General features: G+C 73.0%; 16 protein-coding genes. 10 read left to right on the top strand and 6 right to left on the bottom strand.

Going from position 1 to position 14796, the window contains the following annotated elements; genetic code table 11:
• Positions 1–7 precede the first annotated feature (7 nt).
• From ENKNEFLB_RS08815 to ENKNEFLB_RS08805, 3 genes are all read left to right on the top strand, one after another.
• Positions 8–991 (top strand): NAD-dependent epimerase/dehydratase family protein, encoded by a 984-nt coding sequence (locus ENKNEFLB_RS08815; RefSeq protein WP_214058852.1) that lies wholly within the window; start codon positions 8–10, stop codon positions 989–991.
• 157 nt (positions 992–1148) lie between these two features.
• The gene (locus ENKNEFLB_RS08810) at positions 1149–2624 is read left to right on the top strand and encodes a PAS domain-containing sensor histidine kinase (protein ID WP_214058851.1); all 1476 of its coding nucleotides are present in this window, start codon (positions 1149–1151) and stop codon (positions 2622–2624) included.
• Positions 2621–2986: a hypothetical protein gene (locus ENKNEFLB_RS08805; protein WP_214058850.1), complete on the top strand. Its 366-nt coding sequence runs from the start codon at positions 2621–2623 to the stop codon at positions 2984–2986. The genes ENKNEFLB_RS08810 and ENKNEFLB_RS08805 overlap by 4 nt, the downstream gene beginning before the upstream one ends.
• A gap of 201 nt (positions 2987–3187) precedes the next feature.
• On the opposite strand, the gene ENKNEFLB_RS08800 is transcribed toward ENKNEFLB_RS08805, so the two are convergent.
• From ENKNEFLB_RS08800 to ENKNEFLB_RS08790, 3 genes are read right to left on the bottom strand one after another with little or no spacing between them, the layout of a single operon-like run.
• Positions 3188–4060: an ABC transporter permease gene (locus ENKNEFLB_RS08800; RefSeq protein WP_214058849.1), complete on the bottom strand. Its 873-nt coding sequence runs from the start codon at positions 4058–4060 to the stop codon at positions 3188–3190.
• On the bottom strand, positions 4050–4862 hold the full coding sequence (locus tag ENKNEFLB_RS08795; protein WP_246535918.1) for an ABC transporter ATP-binding protein: 813 nt from the start codon (positions 4860–4862) through the stop codon (positions 4050–4052). The genes ENKNEFLB_RS08800 and ENKNEFLB_RS08795 overlap by 11 nt, the downstream gene beginning before the upstream one ends.
• A complete protein-coding gene (locus ENKNEFLB_RS08790; protein WP_214058848.1) occupies positions 4859–5941 on the bottom strand; it encodes an ABC transporter substrate-binding protein in 1083 nt (360 codons plus the stop codon). The genes ENKNEFLB_RS08795 and ENKNEFLB_RS08790 overlap by 4 nt, the downstream gene beginning before the upstream one ends.
• A 251-nt stretch (positions 5942–6192) precedes the next feature.
• Between ENKNEFLB_RS08790 and ENKNEFLB_RS08785 the strand changes: the two genes are divergently transcribed.
• Positions 6193–7362 (top strand): IS30 family transposase, encoded by a 1170-nt coding sequence (locus tag ENKNEFLB_RS08785; RefSeq protein WP_420830527.1) that lies wholly within the window; start codon positions 6193–6195, stop codon positions 7360–7362.
• 71 nt (positions 7363–7433) lie between these two features.
• Positions 7434–7577, top strand: coding sequence for a hypothetical protein (locus ENKNEFLB_RS08780; RefSeq protein ID WP_214058847.1), 144 nt, complete (start codon positions 7434–7436; stop codon positions 7575–7577).
• 47 nt (positions 7578–7624) lie between these two features.
• On the opposite strand, the gene ENKNEFLB_RS08775 is transcribed toward ENKNEFLB_RS08780, so the two are convergent.
• Positions 7625–8629: a hypothetical protein gene (locus ENKNEFLB_RS08775; protein WP_214058846.1), complete on the bottom strand. Its 1005-nt coding sequence runs from the start codon at positions 8627–8629 to the stop codon at positions 7625–7627.
• A gap of 369 nt (positions 8630–8998) precedes the next feature.
• Here ENKNEFLB_RS08775 and ENKNEFLB_RS08770 point away from each other — a divergent pair, with 369 nt between their 5' ends.
• From ENKNEFLB_RS08770 to ENKNEFLB_RS08750, 5 genes are all read left to right on the top strand, one after another.
• Positions 8999–9460, top strand: coding sequence for a hypothetical protein (locus ENKNEFLB_RS08770; protein ID WP_214058845.1), 462 nt, complete (start codon positions 8999–9001; stop codon positions 9458–9460).
• Positions 9438–10352: a hypothetical protein gene (locus ENKNEFLB_RS08765; RefSeq protein WP_214058844.1), complete on the top strand. Its 915-nt coding sequence runs from the start codon at positions 9438–9440 to the stop codon at positions 10350–10352. Before ENKNEFLB_RS08770 ends, ENKNEFLB_RS08765 begins: the two co-directional genes overlap by 23 nt.
• Positions 10349–11080 (top strand): hypothetical protein, encoded by a 732-nt coding sequence (locus ENKNEFLB_RS08760; RefSeq protein ID WP_214058843.1) that lies wholly within the window; start codon positions 10349–10351, stop codon positions 11078–11080. Before ENKNEFLB_RS08765 ends, ENKNEFLB_RS08760 begins: the two co-directional genes overlap by 4 nt.
• Entirely contained in the window at positions 11077–12177 is a 1101-nt protein-coding gene (locus ENKNEFLB_RS08755; protein WP_214058842.1) for a serine aminopeptidase domain-containing protein, read from the top strand. The genes ENKNEFLB_RS08760 and ENKNEFLB_RS08755 overlap by 4 nt, the downstream gene beginning before the upstream one ends.
• A gap of 61 nt (positions 12178–12238) precedes the next feature.
• Positions 12239–12547, top strand: coding sequence for a helix-turn-helix transcriptional regulator (locus ENKNEFLB_RS08750; RefSeq protein ID WP_214058841.1), 309 nt, complete (start codon positions 12239–12241; stop codon positions 12545–12547).
• Here the strand turns inward: ENKNEFLB_RS08750 and ENKNEFLB_RS08745 are convergent.
• Both ENKNEFLB_RS08745 and ENKNEFLB_RS08740 read right to left on the bottom strand, forming a co-directional pair.
• Entirely contained in the window at positions 12528–13652 is a 1125-nt protein-coding gene (locus ENKNEFLB_RS08745) for a baeRF3 domain-containing protein (protein ID WP_214058840.1), read from the bottom strand. The two genes, ENKNEFLB_RS08750 and ENKNEFLB_RS08745, sit on opposite strands and share 20 nt — an antisense overlap.
• Complete coding sequence (locus ENKNEFLB_RS08740) at positions 13649–14623, bottom strand: TerC family protein (protein ID WP_214058839.1); 975 nt, start codon at positions 14621–14623, stop codon at positions 13649–13651. The genes ENKNEFLB_RS08745 and ENKNEFLB_RS08740 overlap by 4 nt, the downstream gene beginning before the upstream one ends.
• Between the last annotated feature and the right edge of the window lie 173 nt (positions 14624–14796).

Below are 14796 nucleotides of genomic sequence, written 5' to 3'. Positions count from 1 at the left end.
GCCCGGCGTGAGGGTCCTGGTCACCGGCGCCTCCGGGCTCCTCGGCCGGACCACGGCGACCGCCCTGGCCGCCCGGGGCGACGACGTCACCGTGCTGCAGCGACGACCGTCCGGCACCGGCTGCCGCGAGGTCCTCGGCGACGTCGCCGACGCCGTGGCGGTCGAGAAGGCCGCGCGGGGCCAGGAGGTCGTGCTGCACCTGGCGGCCAAGGTCGACGTGGTCGGCCCCCTGGTGGAGTACGAGCGCGCCAACGTCGCGGGCACCCGTACCGTGCTCGCGGCCGCCCGCCGGGCCGGAGCCGGCCGCTTCGTGCACGTCTCCTCGCCCTCGGTCGCCCACGCCGGCCGACCGCTGGTCGGGGCGCCGGCGGACCCGGCGGACCCGGACCGCGCGCGGGGGCACTACGCGGCGACCAAGGCGGCCGCCGAGCAGCTGGTGCTGGCCGCGGACTCCCCCGACCTCGCCGCCCTCGCCGTCCGCCCGCACCTGGTGTGGGGACCCGGCGACACCCAGCTGGTCGCCCGCCTCGTCGACCGCGCCCGGTCCGGCCGGCTCCCCCTGCTCGGCCCGGCTACCGCGCTGATCGACACCACCTACGTCAGCGACGCCGCCGACGCGCTCGTGGCCGCGGTCGACGCCTGCGGGCCCGGGGCGCACGGTGAGCCGCTGGTGGTCAGCGGCGGTGAGCCCCGCCCGGTCGGCGAGGTCCTGGAACGGGTGTGCCGGGCCGCCGGCGTGCCCCCGCCGCGACGCCGGCTGCCCGTCCCGCTCGGGCTGGGCGCGGGCACGGTCGTCGACGCCCTGTGGGCCGCGACCGGCCGCCGGGACCAGCCGCCGCTGACCCGGTTCCTGGTCGAGCAGCTCTCCACGGCGCACTGGTTCGACCAGCGCCGCACCCGCGCGCTCCTCGGCTGGACCCCAGCCGTGGGGCTCGAGGAGGGCTTCGCGAGGCTCGGGAGCTGGTACGCCGATGGCTGCCCTGCCGTCTGAGCCGGATCCGTCCTCGAGCCCGTCCTCGAGCCCGTCCCCGGGCCTGTCCCCGGGCTCGGGTCCTAGGACCGACGGCCCTGGCCAGGCGGCCGGACCGGCACGACGATCGTCGGGTGAGCCCCCTCGTCGATCACCCCCCGACCTTCAACCACCGCCGGTGACCAGCGGCGCGGAGCCCCTGCCCCAGCAGGTCGAGCGGTGGCGCCTGCTCGTCGACCACCTGCCGGCGCTCGTCGCCTACTGGGACCGCGACCTGCGCAACGTGGTCTGCAACGCGGCCTACCTGCGGTGGTTCGGCCTCACCCCCGCCCAGGTGCACGGCATGCACATCAGGGACCTGCTCGGAGCGGCCCTGTACTGCGCGAACAAGCCCCACATCGACGGCGCGCTGGCCGGGCAGCACCAGCGCTTCGACCGCGTCCTGGTCACCGCGGCCGGCGAGACCAGGCACACGCAGGCCGAGTACATCCCGCACCTGACGGACGAGGGCGTCGCCGGGTTCTTCGTCCTGGTCGCCGACATCACCGAGCAGGTGGAGGCCCGCCAGGACCTCGCCGCGGCGCAGTCCCTGGCCGGCGTCGGCGGCTACACCATCGACCCGGTGACGGGCACCCTGCGCCTGTCGCCCGAGGTCCTCGCGATGCTGGGCCTCGACCCGGCCGACCCGAGCCCGACCATGGACGAGTACGTCGCCGCCGTCCACCCCGAGGACCGGGACCGGGTCCGGGCCCTCCGGGTGCGGGCCGAGCACGGGGAGGAGTACGAGACCGACTACCGCGTGCTGACGCCCGACGGCTCGGTGCGGCACGTGCACAGCCGCACGTCCCGGGTGCTGGGCCCCGACGGCGCGGTGGTCCTGCTGCGCGGCGTGATGCAGGACGAGACGGAGGTCCAGCGCCTGGCCGACGACCTGGCCACGACGAACCGGTTGCTCACCGACCTGATCGGGATGCTCGGGCACGACCTGGCCCAGCCCGTGACGGCGACGAACGGCTACCTCGAGATCCTCGACCAGGAGTGGGACGACCTGGACACGGACGAGCGTCGGTCGCTCGTCCGCCGTGCCTCGCGGACCGGGACGCGCTCCCAGGGGCTGCTGGCCGACGTCCTGGCGCTGGTCAGCATCGGGGCCTCCAGCCTGACGACCCGACCGGAGGCCGTGGACCTCGTCGCGGTGCTCGAGGAGGCCCGCGAGCACGCCCGGCTCACCCTGACGCTGACCTGCGAGACGCCGGCCCGGGCGTGGGTGGACCCCGTGCACGCCGCACGGATCATGGACAACCTGCTGGTCAACGCGGCACGCTACGGTCGCGCGCCCTACGTGGTCGGGGTCCGGGAGGACGCCGGCGAGGTCGTGGTGCGGCTGCGGGACCACGGCGAGGGCGTGCCTGCGGCGTTCCTCCCCCAGATGTTCGACCGGTTCTCCCGGGCCCAGACGGGGGTGGCGGCCCAGGTGGCCGGCACCGGGTTCGGCCTGTACCTGGTGCGCGAGCTCGCCCGGGCCAACGGCGGCACGGTGCGCCACCGCGTCCCGCCCGACGGGACGGGAGCGGAGTTCGAGGTGCGGCTGCCCGTGGCCCGTACGCTGCCGCCCACGGACGCACCCGTCCCCGAACCCCGGAGGCCGCGATGAGCGTCAGCCTGTACTACTCCCTCGAGCGTGACACGCGCCTGGCCCCCGACGAGCAGCAGCGGGTCGCCGCGGTGCTGGCCCGGCACGACCTCGACCGCTTCGCCGACCCGCTGATGGGCGGCGAGCCCTTCTCGTTCTGGGACGACCCCAGCGAGGGCACCGCCCTCGAGGGGTCGGTGCGCGTGCCGGTCGACCTGGAGCGCCCGGAGGAGACCGCCGGGGCCGCCCTGGCCGAGTGGGGCCGTCTGCTCGGCGAGCTGCGCCAGGTCCTGGACGGCGGCACGTGGCGGGTGCACCTCGAGGACGTCGCGATGGTGTGGGTCGAGGAGCGTGGCGTGTTCTGGTTCCCCGCCGGGGGCTGAGGTCCGCCGGGGTCACCGCTCGACGCGCGTGCCCGGCCGCACGACGAACCACCCCGACGCGCACGCCACCACGGCGCCGGGCAGCTGCGCGGACTGCTCGGCCAGCACCAGGGCCGTGAGGGTCACGAAGCACACGAGGCCGTACGGCCCCGCCACCTCGTCACCCCCACGGCCCGCCCCGTCGCTCTCCATCCGGGTCGGTCAGGACGGGACGCTGTCGAGCCCGGTCAGGCCCCGGCGGCGGCGGATCCGGTTGGTGAGCGAGGAGAAGACGACGTCGACCACCATGCCGATCAGCAGGATCACGATCATCAGGGCGATCACCAGGTCGGCCTGGCCCAGGTTCCGGGCGTTGCTCATGTCGCTGCCGAGCGCGACGACGCCGGGGACGCTGACCAGGAGCTCGCCGGCCAGCAGGCTCCGCCAGGAGAACGCCCAGCCCTGCTTGAGCCCGGAGACGTAGGACGGCAGCGCGGCCGGCAGGACCACGTAGCGGTAGCGGTCGACGCCGCGCGCGCCCAGCATGTGGCCGGCCCGCAGGAGGTTCGGCGGCACCTCGTCGATGCCGCTGATGATGCCGTTGGCGATCGACGGCGCCGCGCCCAGGACGATCACGAAGGTGATCGCGTTCTCGGTCAGCCCGAACAGCAGCAGCGCGAGCGGGAACCACGCCACCGACGGCATGGTCTGCAGGCCGGTGATCAGCGACCCGATCCCGGCACGCAGCACCCGCCACCTGGACACCGCGATCCCGAGCAGGCTGCCGAGCAGCAGCGCGATGAAGAACCCGAAGAGGCCGCGCCGCAAGGTCGTGCCCAGCGAGCTCCACAACCGGCCGTCCGGGTCGACGGCGGCCTCCCACAGCCGGGAAAAGGTCTGCCCGGGCCCGGGCAGCAGGTAGTCGGGCTTCCAGCCCGACAGCGCGACGACCTGCCAGACGCCGACGGCGATGCCGACCGCGAGCAGCTTGGGCCACGTGGCCGCCCAGGTCTTCGCGCCGAGGCCCCGCGGCCTGGGGGCCTCGAAGGTGGGCGGCGTGCTCGGCTCCGCACGCTCCAGCACGTCAGCGGACATGACGGGCCACCTCTGCCTTCAGCTCTTCGGTCAACCGGCCGGACATCTCGGCGACGGCGACGTCCTCGTGGTGCCGCGGGCGCGGCAGGTTGATGTTGTACTCCCGCTTGACCCGCCCGGGGCCGGACTCCATCAGGATGGTGCGGTCGCCGAGGCGGACGGCCTCCCGGACGTTGTGGGTCACGAACACGACGGTGAGCCCCACCTCGGTCCAGATCCGCTCGAGCTCGTCGTGCATGTTGTCGCGCGTCATCGCGTCGAGGGCGGCGAAGGGCTCGTCCATCAGGACGACGTCGGCGTCCTGGGCGAGCACCCGGGCCAGGGCGCCGCGCTGGCGCATGCCCCCGGACAGCTCGTGCGGGCGACGGTTGCCGCGTCCCCCCAGCCGCACCATCGCCAGCAGCTCGTCGACCCGGGGTCCGCGCTCCGCGCGCGGCATGCCCTGGAGCTTGAGGGCGAGGTCGACGTTCTGGTGCAGCGTGAGCCACGGGAAGAGCGCGGACTCCTGGAACATGAAGGCGACCTTGCGGCCGCCGACGTCCACGCTCCCGGCGCTCGGCACGTCGAGGCCCGCGACCAGGTTCAGCAGGGTGCTCTTGCCGCACCCGCTGGCGCCCACGAGGCAGAGGAACTCCCCCTCGTGCACCGTCATGTCGACGTCGTGGAGCGCGACCGTGTGCTGGTCACCGGCCCCGAACTCCTTGGACACGCCGGTGATGGTGACGGCCGGCCCGCCGGACCGCACCGGTTCGCGGGGGGTCGACGACCGCGTCAACGGGCGGAGGAACCTGGTGCTGGTCACGGCCCCGTCACCTCCTCCTCGCCGGCCTCGGCCAGGATCTCGTTGAGCGGGTCGAGGTCGTACAGGTCGGCGAGGTCGGCCTCGATGGGCTCGATCACCTCGACCGACTCGGCGTCGGCCGCACTCTCGACGAGCGTGCTGGCCAGCGGGTCGTTGGTGAAGGTGAGCGAGTCGAACGCCGAGGTCAACGTCTCGGCGGGCAGCTCGGACTGGGTGAGCTCGAGGAGCTGCTCCCCGATGATGGTCTTGGCCTCGTCGGGGTTGTCGTTGATGAAGCTCGTCGACTCCACGTGCGCGTTCAGCAGGTCGGCCACGAGGTCGGGCTCCTCCTCGAGGAACTCGGTGCGCACGATCAGCTGGGTGGTGACGAACTGGCCCTCGGGCCACAGCTCGGCCTCGTCGAGGAGCACCTTGCCACCGGCGTCGGTGAGGATCGCGACGTACGGCTCGGGGACCCAGGCCCCGGCGATGTCACCCTGCTGGAACGCCTGCACGGTCACGCTGTTGTCCTGGCCCAGGATCGAGATGTCACCGCCGCCGTCGGTGTCGGTCTCGAAGCCCTCCTCCTGGAAGTAGGCGCGGGCCGCGATGTCCTGGGTGTTGCCGACCGACGGCGTCGCCACGATCTCGCCGCGCAGGTCCTCGATGGTCTCGATCTCGGACTGGACCACCAGGGCCGCGCCGCCCGAGGTCGCCCCGGCGATCACCCGCACCCCCTCGCCACCGGACTGGGCGAAGGCGGTGACCGTCGGCGAGGGGCCGATGTAGGTCGCGTCGAGGCCACCGCCGAGCAGCGCCTCGATGGTGTCCGTGCCGGAGTTGAAGTCCTGGGCCACCAGCGTCGCACCGTCCTCGGCGAGGGCGTCCTCGTAGAAGCCCTCGGACAGCCCGACCAGCGGGGTGCCGTGGGTGAGGTTCGGGAAGTACCCGAGACGGACCTCGCCCCCGTCCTCGGAGCCCGACGAGGAGGCGTCGGAGTCGCCACCGCAGGCTGCCAGACCGAGCACGAGGACCACCGTGGTAGCGAGGGTGGCGACGTGGCGGGGACGCCGACGCGAGGTGGAGGGCGACAGGTTCATCCGGTGCTCCGATGCGGTTAAGTGGACGGATCCGACAATCTTAGTCGGATCACTCGACTTAGAGGAAGGTAGACCACGCCGGGGCAGGGGGACCCCGGACGCGCCGCGTGTCGCACGGGAAGGAGCCGAGAGTCCTCGGCGACTCCCCCGCCCCGCCGAGGTGACGCTCGCGGACAGCCGAGGTGACGGCGGGTTCAGAGGAATGTCGCAACACCCCTGATGACTAGGGGAAGAACGTGCCTACTCCGCCGATGGCTGTCGAGCAGGTTGATCTGATCCATTGTTTGTTGCGTCGTGGTGTGCAGCAGAAGGTGATCGCACAGTGTTCGGGTGTGTCGGTGCGGACCGTGCAGCGGATGCTGGCCAGGCTCGGTGGTGTGCCCAGACCAGCAGCAGCCGAGTACGGCCCGCGTTACCTCAGCCAGGACGAGCGGTGTGAGATCGCCCGGCTCCACGATGGCGGGATCTCGGTGCGCGCGATTGGCCGGCGGCTGGGGCGCTCGCCCTCGACGATCAGCCGTGAGCTGCGCCGCAACGTCCATGACAAGACCGGTCACTACCTGCCCCACCCGGCCCATACCCGGGCCTGGGAGCGTCAGCGGCGACCGAAGGCCTCCAAGATCGCCTCGGACCCGCGGCTGGCTGCCTGGGTGCGGTACATGCTCAAACATCGGCTCTCACCTGAGCAGATCAGTGGGCGGTTGCAGGTGCGTTTCCCCCACGATGAGTCCATGCGGATCAGCCCCGAGACGATCTACCAGTCCTTGTACGTCTATCCCCGCGGGGAGCTGACCCGGGAGCTGAAGTCGCACCTACGCAGCGGCAGGACCCATCGCCGTGCGCGTGGGCAGCGCATCAACAAGCACGAGCGGATCGTCGGGGCGGTCTCGATCCATCAGCGGCCCGAGGAGGTCAAGGGCAGGTTGGTGCCCGGGCACCACGAGGGCGACCTGATCAAGGGCTCGACGGCTTCGAACTCTGCGGTGGCCACCGTGGTCGAGCGGCACTCGGGGTACCTGACTCTGGTCCACCTGCCCGAGGGGTGGGCTGCGGACAAGGTCGCGGCCGCGCTGGCCCAGGAGATGGGCAAGCTGCCGGCCTGGTTCGCCAAGACCCTGACCTGGGACCGTGGTGTCGAGATGGCCCGCCATGCCGACTTCGCTGCAGCGAGCGGGATCGATGTCTACTTCGCTGATCCCTACAGCCCTCAGCAGCGCCCGAGCAACGAGAACACCAACGGCCTGATCCGTGAGTACCTGCCCAAAGGCACCGATCTCTCGGTCCACACCCACGATGACCTGGCCCTGGTGGCCAAGGAGCTCAACAACCGCCCTCGTAAGCGACTCAAGTTCCTCACACCGGCAGAGGTCTTCGCTAACCTGCTGACCGACCACAAGCCAGGTGTTGCGACCACCCCATGAATTCGCCGACGCTCGCGGCGCGTCGAGGTGACGCTCGCGGCGCGTCGAGGTGACGCTCGCGGCGCGTCGAGGTGCTCGACGACGCCGGCCGGATCGAGCTGCACGTGCGCGACGCGCTCCGCCGGGTCACCGCCTCCTTCCACGAGCGGTCGGCGGTCAGCGAGTCACCGCTCCTGGCCGAGCGCTACGACGACCCGGCCCTGCCACGTCGCTGACCTGCGCTCGCACCGACCCGTCCGGACACCGGGCACCACCGGCGGGGTCACTGCTCGACGCAGGGTCCGGAGGTGGCGGTGAACCAGGCCTCGAGCACCTCGTCGTACGGGCCCTCGGCGGTCGCGACGCAGGTCAGACGGTCGATCTCGGCCAGGGAGGCGCCACCCGACCCGCGGACGGTGTACACCCAGGCGCCGTCGCCGAGGGCGAGCAGCTGGGGGTGGGTGATCTCGTCGAGGACGCGGCGGTCGGCGGGGTCGTCGACGTCGGGCCGGTCGGTCAGCCGCCCCTCGGCGATGAGCGGCCCGTCCGAGTAGGCGCGGACGGCGAGCGGGAGCCCCGCCTCCTGGAGCCGCTCCCAGCGGTCGACGAGGAGCGCCGGAGGGAAGCCGCTGTCGTAGCTCAGCGAGGCACCGTCGGACGCCACGCCACCCCAGCCGACGAGGGAGTCGTCGGGATGGCGCGCGGCGAGCGAGGCGAGGAGGGCCGGCACGTCGGCGTACGTCGACCCCCCGGGGAGCGAGACGAGGTAGGTCCCGGCGACGTGATCACCTCCCGCGACGCCGTCGGTCGTCAGGTCGACGGCGACCGACTCCGGGCCGGACGCGGCCGCGAGCCCCGTACGGACGGCGTCACCGACCGCGGTCGTCGAGGCCTCGGGCTCGAAGGAGCGGAGCGACACCGTCGTCCGCCCCGTCCGGACCGCGAGGTTCGCCTCCTCGCCACGGTGGGTGGTGCTGAAGGCGTCGTACGCGGTCTCGGCCACCGCGACCACCTCGTCCGCGGTCGCGGTGCCGCTCATCTCGACGCGCAGGGCGATCTTGCCCGAGTCCAGAGGGAGCGGCTCGCCGTAGTCGAGTCGGACGGAGGTGACGCCGGGCAGGTCGGCGAGCTCGGCGTCGAGCTCGCCGGCCGCCGTCCCCAGGTCCGGGTTGGCGCACGAGGCGCCCAGGGACAGCACGGCGACCAGGACGAGCGACCGGAGCACCGGTCCCGTCCCGCGCCTCGCCGGTGGGAGGTCCGCCGCCTCGCCGACGGGCACGCTGGTCATGGGGGGAACGTAAGACTTCCCTGACGCCGTCCTCAGAGGCCTCCGCCCTCCGTCGAGGAACGAACGGCCCGGCGTCCGACGCCCCTCCGGAACCGACCGCACCCTAGGCGATCCCGCACTCCGAGCGTCTCCCCTCGCCGACGACGCACCACGACCCGTCCCGAGCCGTCGGTGCCCACCATGTCGTCCGTGGCGGAGCCGGCGCAGGGCCGGAGGTCACCGGGACGTCGACCCGAGGACCTTGGAGGTCAGCCACGGGGACCTTCAGCACTCCGTGGGGTCTCGGGCGCTGCCTAGCGTGGTCGCCACGAGGGTGACGCCGGCCAGGACAGCTCCCCCGCCCCCATCCACGACGGAGGCTGAGACGCCATGACCCGTACGAGGACGATCCTGCTCGGGCTGCTGCTGTTCAACGGCGTCACCGCGGTGGGCGGAGGACTCGCCCTGATGACCGGCTGGATCCCCGAACAGGCGTCCTGGGTCCGGGACACCGACTTCGCCAGCAGCTACTTCCCGGGCGTGATCCTGATGGCCGTCGTCGGAGGGAGCTCGCTGGTCGCCGCGGCCGCCCTGGTCAAGCGCACCGACGGCTGGCAGCTCGCCAGCATCGTCGCCGGGACCGTCATGCTGTTCTGGATCGTCGGGGAGATCGCGTCGATCCGGGGGTTCCACGTCCTGCAGGTGGTCTACCTCGTGACCGGCGCCCTCGTCGTGGCGTGGACGCCGGCGCGGCCGGCCGCCGCGGCCCCCGCGCACGACCGCGCGACCCAGGACCACCTCGTCCGCGCGCGGCGAGCAGGACGAACGGGTGACGCCGATGACCCCGGTTGACCACGTCCGGCCGGGCCCCGGTGGCGTGAGCCGTCGGACCCGGCGCCTCGTCACAGCCGTCGCCGCGCTCGTGGTGCTCGCCGCCGTGCCCACGTTCCTCGTGGACGGGATCCTGAACGGGACGCCGGTCCTGGACGGCTCCGCGCGGGGCACGGCGCTGACGATGCTCGTGCTCGCGCTCCCGGTGCTCGTGGCCGGCCTGGTCGGCGCCTCCAGGGGCTCTGTCCGGGGAGGAGCCGCTCTCCTCGGTGCGCTCGGCTACCTCACCTACAACGCCACCCTGCTGGTCTACGCCACCCCGTTCAACCAGCTCTTCCTGGTCTACGTCGCCCTGCTCGGGTCGTCGCTGTGGTCCTTGGTCAGCGCCCTGCTCGACCCCAGGCCACCCCTGGCGCCGGGCACCGCGCTGCCCGCGCGCGGGATCGCCGCCTTCATTCTGACCGTCGTCGCGCTCAACGCGGCGGCCTGGCTGAGGGTCGTCCTGCCCGACCTGGGCGAGGACCCGCCCGGCTTCCTGGAGGGGACCGGCCTGACCACCAACCCGATCCACGTCCAGGACCTGGCGGTCTGGCTGCCGGCCCTCGCGGTCGTGGCCGTGCTGCTGTGGCAGCGCCGGCCGTCCGGGGTCCACCTCGCCGGCGCCGGGCTGGTCTTCTGGGTGATCGAGGCGGTCGGCGTCGCCGTCGACCAGTGGTTCGGCCACCGCGCGGACCCCACCTCCGACGTGGCGACCCTGGCCGGCGTCTCGCTGTTCGTCGTCCTCGCCTCGGCGACCCTCGTGCCGCTGGTCCTGTGGCTGCGCGCGGTCCCGGCCCCGGCGGAACGCCGCTCCCCTGACCCCGCTGGCCCACGCACCGCCCGACCCGTCGGCGACGGGGGCGTGCGGTCGTGACCACCTCGGCTCCCTCGGACGGTCACCCCGGGCCCGTGGGGGACGCCGGCACCGGATGGACGGGCAGGCGGGTGGTCTCGGTGGTGCTCGGGTCCCTGCTGGTGGTCGGTGCCGCCGGGCTCGCCAGCGGCGGCGTGGGCCTCGTCGCCGTGGACCAGGTGGCCCGGGACGCCGACGGGTTCGTGATGGGCCCCCGGCACCGGCTCGCCACCGACGGTTTCGCGATCACCTCCGAGGACGCCCACCTGCACACCGACGGGACCCTCGAGATGCTGCCCGACGCGGTGGTCGGTGACCTGCGGCTGAGCGTCGAGGCCGTCGAGGGCACCGAGGCCTTCGTCGGCATCGCGCCGGCGGCCGAGGTGCGGTCCTATCTCGCGGGCGTCAGGCACGACACGCTCCTCGAGGTCCGCGGCGGAGACCCCGTCTACCGCGCGACGCCCGGCGGGGCCCCCGCCACGCCGCCGACCGAGCAGAGCTTCTGGGCGGCCGAGGCCTCCGGCACCGAGCCGGAGCTGACCTGGAGCCTCGAGGAGGGCGACTGGACCGCGGTGGTCATGGCCGCCGACGGCTCCGACGGGGTCGCTGCGGACGTCTCGGCAGGCGCCGAGATCCCGGTGCTGCGGACCGCGGTCACGGTGCTGTTCGTCCTGGCCGTCCTCCTGGTCCTCCTGGGCGCCGCCCTCATCGCCGTACCGGTCCGGTCGGTCAGCAGGGAGGACCCGTGAGGGACGCCGCCTCACCGCTGGTGTGGCTGGTCGTGCTTCCCGCCGGGCTCGTGGCGCTCGCCGTCGGGGTGGGACTCGGGCCGCGTCACTACGCCGTGGAGGGTCTCGGCCCCCCGGCCGTCGCGGGTGCGGTGCTGATGGGTGCCGGGCTCGGCGCCTCGGCGTGGGCGACGATCCGCGTCCTGTCCGCAACCCGGCGACGGTGGTGGGCGCCGGTCGTGGCCCTGGTGCTGGTCACGGCCGCCCTGGTGCTCTGGACGCTCGGCCAGGCGGTGGCCGCGTCGTACGCACCCCGACCGGCGCTGGGCGAGCGGACCCCCGCCGACCTCGGGCTCGGCTACCGGGACGTGACCTTCCCCAGCAGCGACGGCACGGACCTGGCCGGGTGGTACGTCCCGACCCGCAACGGTGCCGCCGTCGTCCTCATGCACGGGGCCGGGTCGACCCGGTCCGAGGTGCTGGAGCATGCGGCGGTGCTCGCCGAGCACGGCCTCGGGGTCCTGCTCTTCGACGCGCGCGGCCACGGCGAGAGCGCGGGCCGTGCCATGGACTTCGGCTGGTACGGGGAGTCGGACGCGTCCGGTGCGGTGGACTTCCTGAGCCGGCAGCCCGGCGTGTCGGCCGGGCGCATCGGGCTCGTCGGCCTGTCCATGGGCGGGGAGGAGGCCATCGGGGCCGCCGGGGTCGACGCGCGGGTGGCCGCGGTGGTGGCCGAGGGCGCCACGCACCGGGTCGCGGCCGACAAGGGCTACCTCGACGTGTACGGGGCTCGTGGTGAGGTGCAGCAGCGCGTCGACCGGGTCACCTACTGGCTCGCCGGGGGGCTGTCGGGTGCTCCCGAGCCGACCTCGCTGCGACGATCCGTCGCGACCGCCACCGCGCGACCCGATCCCACCGGCTTCCTGCTCATCACGGCCGGGGAGGTGCCGGACGAGCGGCACGCCGCCGACTACCTCTCCGGCCCGGGCGACGACCTGGTCCGGACGTGGACCGTCCCCGGCGCGGGGCACACCGGAGGGCTCCAGGAAGCGCCCGCCGCGTGGGAGGAGCGGGTGACCACCTTCCTCGCCGACTCCCTGGCTCCCGTCGCGCGGTGACCGACGCCGTCGTCTGCGGAGCTCCCGTCCAGCGAACTCGAACTCACGTATCGTGCTTCTCGTGAGCCGCGAGTGGACGTTCCTGTCGAACCACGGCCACGTCCTGGTCTCGTTGGCGCGGGACCCGGACGCACGGATGCGCGACGTCGCCGACGCGGTCGGCATCACCGAGCGGGCCGTGCAGCAGATCGTGCGCGAGCTGGTCGACGAGGGGTACCTGCGCAAGGAGAAGGTCGGTCGCCGGAACCGGTACGCGGTGGCCCAGGACGCGCGCTTCCGCCACGACCTGGAGTCGGCCGTCACCCTGGGGGCGTTCCTGGACCTGGTGCGGAGGGGAGCCGGCCGGCCGGTCAGCGCCGACGTCGGCTGACCAGCGCGACGCGTCCGTGCTCGTCGAGGTCGCCGTCCTGCAGGAGGGCCAGCTGACCACCGTGCAGGATCACCTGCTCCATCAGGTCGTCGACCAGGTCGTGCACGTGGTGGTCGGCGTACGGGTCCGCCCGCCGGCCCTGGGGTCCGCTCGCGCCCGCGGACGGGGGACGCGCGCTGCCCGGGCTGATGAAGCCCTCCTCGACCAGGAGCATCTCGGGCCTGCGCACGGGCAGGGTCTGCCAGCACGCGTCGATGCCGGTCACGACGTCCTCGGGCCGGCCCGTCATCGCCTCGCGCAACCGGTCCAGGGCATCCGCGCGGCGGGTGCGCAGGTAGTCCTGGATCACCGCGGAGCCGGCCAGCGCGAGATCCAGTGCGGTGTCGTGCTCGTCGGCGTCCACCCGGCCCGCGAGCCGCTCGAGGTTGCGGCTGAGCAGGCAGAAGCGGTCGAGGAGGTGCGGCGGGCCCGCCAGGACCAGCGGGCTCGGATGTGCCGAGCGGTAGTCCCGGAGGAGCCGGTCGACCCCTCGCAGGTAGGACTCCGCCACCTCCTCGCGCACGTCGGCAGCGCCCGGGGACCCGGCGGGCGGCAGGCGTAGCGGGCCCTTGCCCCCGAACGGATCGAGCTGTCCGACCGGTCGCAGACCTCCGTCGACACCGGCGTAGAGGTGGGCACAGGTGGGGTGGAGCACGAGCACGACGTGCGGGGGCATCCGGTGCAGGGCCGAGATCAGCGGGCGGGTGGCGAAGGTCCGCTCCACCAGGGTGCGAGCCGGCACGGACTGCGGCAGCCGGAAGCTCCGAGCGACCGACTGGCTGACGTAGGTCGCGAGGCCGTGGTCGGTCGGTCCCACGGCGACCCGGGAGACCTGCTCGGCGAGGGTGCGCAGCAACGGCGCCCTGGTGGTCACGCCCTGCTCGGTCAGCTCCTGCTCCACCTGGGCAGCCAGGGACCGGAGCTGGTGGACGTCCGCGGGAGTCATCCGGGGCCCGGGTTGCGTGGGCATCAGCACCGAGAGGCAGGGATAGCCCGACGCCACGGTCAGCTCGGCCACGTCGCGAGCCCGGAGCGCGGTCGGGGGCCGGGCAGCGGGGCGGGTCATCGCGCCGTCCTCGTGGTGTCGTCGTCGGAGGACGTGCCGGGATCGACGACCGGCGGCGCCGCCTGGTCGCGCGTCGCCCGCAGGCTGGCCACGACCGCGACGGTGAGGCAGGCGGTGATCACGCTGAGCGAGAGCCAGATCGGCACCTTGTAGACGTCGAGGAGCAGCATCTTCACGCCGACGAAGACCAGGATCGCGGAGAGGCCGGCCTTCAGGTAGACGAAGCGGTCGATGAGGTCGGCCAGCAGGAAGTACATGGCCCGGAGCCCGAGGATCGCGAAGGCGTTGCTGGTGAAGACCAGGAACGGCTCCTGGGTGACGGCGAAGATCGCCGGGATGGAGTCGACGGCGAAGATGATGTCGGTGGTCTCGACCATGACCAGGACGAAGAACAGGGGCGTGGCGACCCACGTGCCGGCCCTCTTCACCCAGAACTTCTGACCGTGGTACTCGTCGGTGGAGGGGATCCGCCTCCTGGCCCACCGCAGCACCGGGTTCTCGGCCAGGTCCATCTCCTCGTTGCGGTGGGTGAACATCTTCCAGCCCGTGTAGACGAGGAAGGCGCCGAACACGTACAGGATCCAGGCGAAGTTCTCGATCAGCACCGCACCGCCGGCGATGAAGATCGCCCGGAACACCAGCGCTCCCAGGACTCCGTAGAAGAGCACCCGGTGCTGGTACTCCCGCGGCACGGCGAAGTAGGTGAAGATCAGCGCGAACACGAAGACGTTGTCGACCGCCAACGACTTCTCGATCAGGTAGCCCGCGTAGTACTCGCCGCCGGCCTGCGCGCCGTAGGCCCACCAGACCACGCCACCGAAGGCGAGCCCGAGGCTGACCCAGACCGCGGACCACGTGGCGGCCTCCTTCACGCCGACGACGTGCGCGGTGCGGTGCGCGAACAGGTCGATGCCCAGCATCACCACGATGACGGCCAGGACGGCGGCCCAGGCCCAGAGTGGAACATCCATCACGGTCTCCTCCAGCGTGCCCGCGTCGAGCGGGTCCGTCGGAGGTCTCCCCCGCCCACCCGGTCGTCCGGGTCGGCCGCCGCACCGGGTCGGACAGGGCCGACCGGACTGACGATGCGCCGAGGTGGGGTACTCCCCTCGTGCGACACAGTATTCACGAACTGCGATTCGGG

Source organism: Nocardioides aquaticus (assembly GCF_018459925.1).
Taxonomy (GTDB): Bacteria; Actinomycetota; Actinomycetes; order Propionibacteriales; family Nocardioidaceae; genus Nocardioides; species Nocardioides aquaticus.
Note: the sequence above shows the minus strand (reverse complement) of the source record. Positions and strands in the feature narration are given on the sequence as shown.

Bases quoted from the DNA above. Each gene is read 5' to 3' on its own strand.
- ENKNEFLB_RS08805 (WP_214058850.1), top strand. From the start codon at position 2,621: ATGAGCGTCAGCCTGTACTACTCCCTCGAGCGTGACACGCGCCTGGCC.
- ENKNEFLB_RS08800 (WP_214058849.1), bottom strand. From the start codon at position 4,060: ATGTCCGCTGACGTGCTGGAGCGTGCGGAGCCGAGCACGCCGCCCACC.
- ENKNEFLB_RS08790 (WP_214058848.1), bottom strand. From the start codon at position 5,941: ATGAACCTGTCGCCCTCCACCTCGCGTCGGCGTCCCCGCCACGTCGCC.
- ENKNEFLB_RS08785 (WP_420830527.1), top strand. From the start codon at position 6,193: ATGGCTGTCGAGCAGGTTGATCTGATCCATTGTTTGTTGCGTCGTGGT.
- ENKNEFLB_RS08775 (WP_214058846.1), bottom strand. From the start codon at position 8,629: ATGACCAGCGTGCCCGTCGGCGAGGCGGCGGACCTCCCACCGGCGAGG.
- ENKNEFLB_RS08770 (WP_214058845.1), top strand. From the start codon at position 8,999: ATGACCCGTACGAGGACGATCCTGCTCGGGCTGCTGCTGTTCAACGGC.
- ENKNEFLB_RS08745 (WP_214058840.1), bottom strand. From the start codon at position 13,652: ATGACCCGCCCCGCTGCCCGGCCCCCGACCGCGCTCCGGGCTCGCGAC.
- ENKNEFLB_RS08740 (WP_214058839.1), bottom strand. From the start codon at position 14,623: ATGGATGTTCCACTCTGGGCCTGGGCCGCCGTCCTGGCCGTCATCGTG.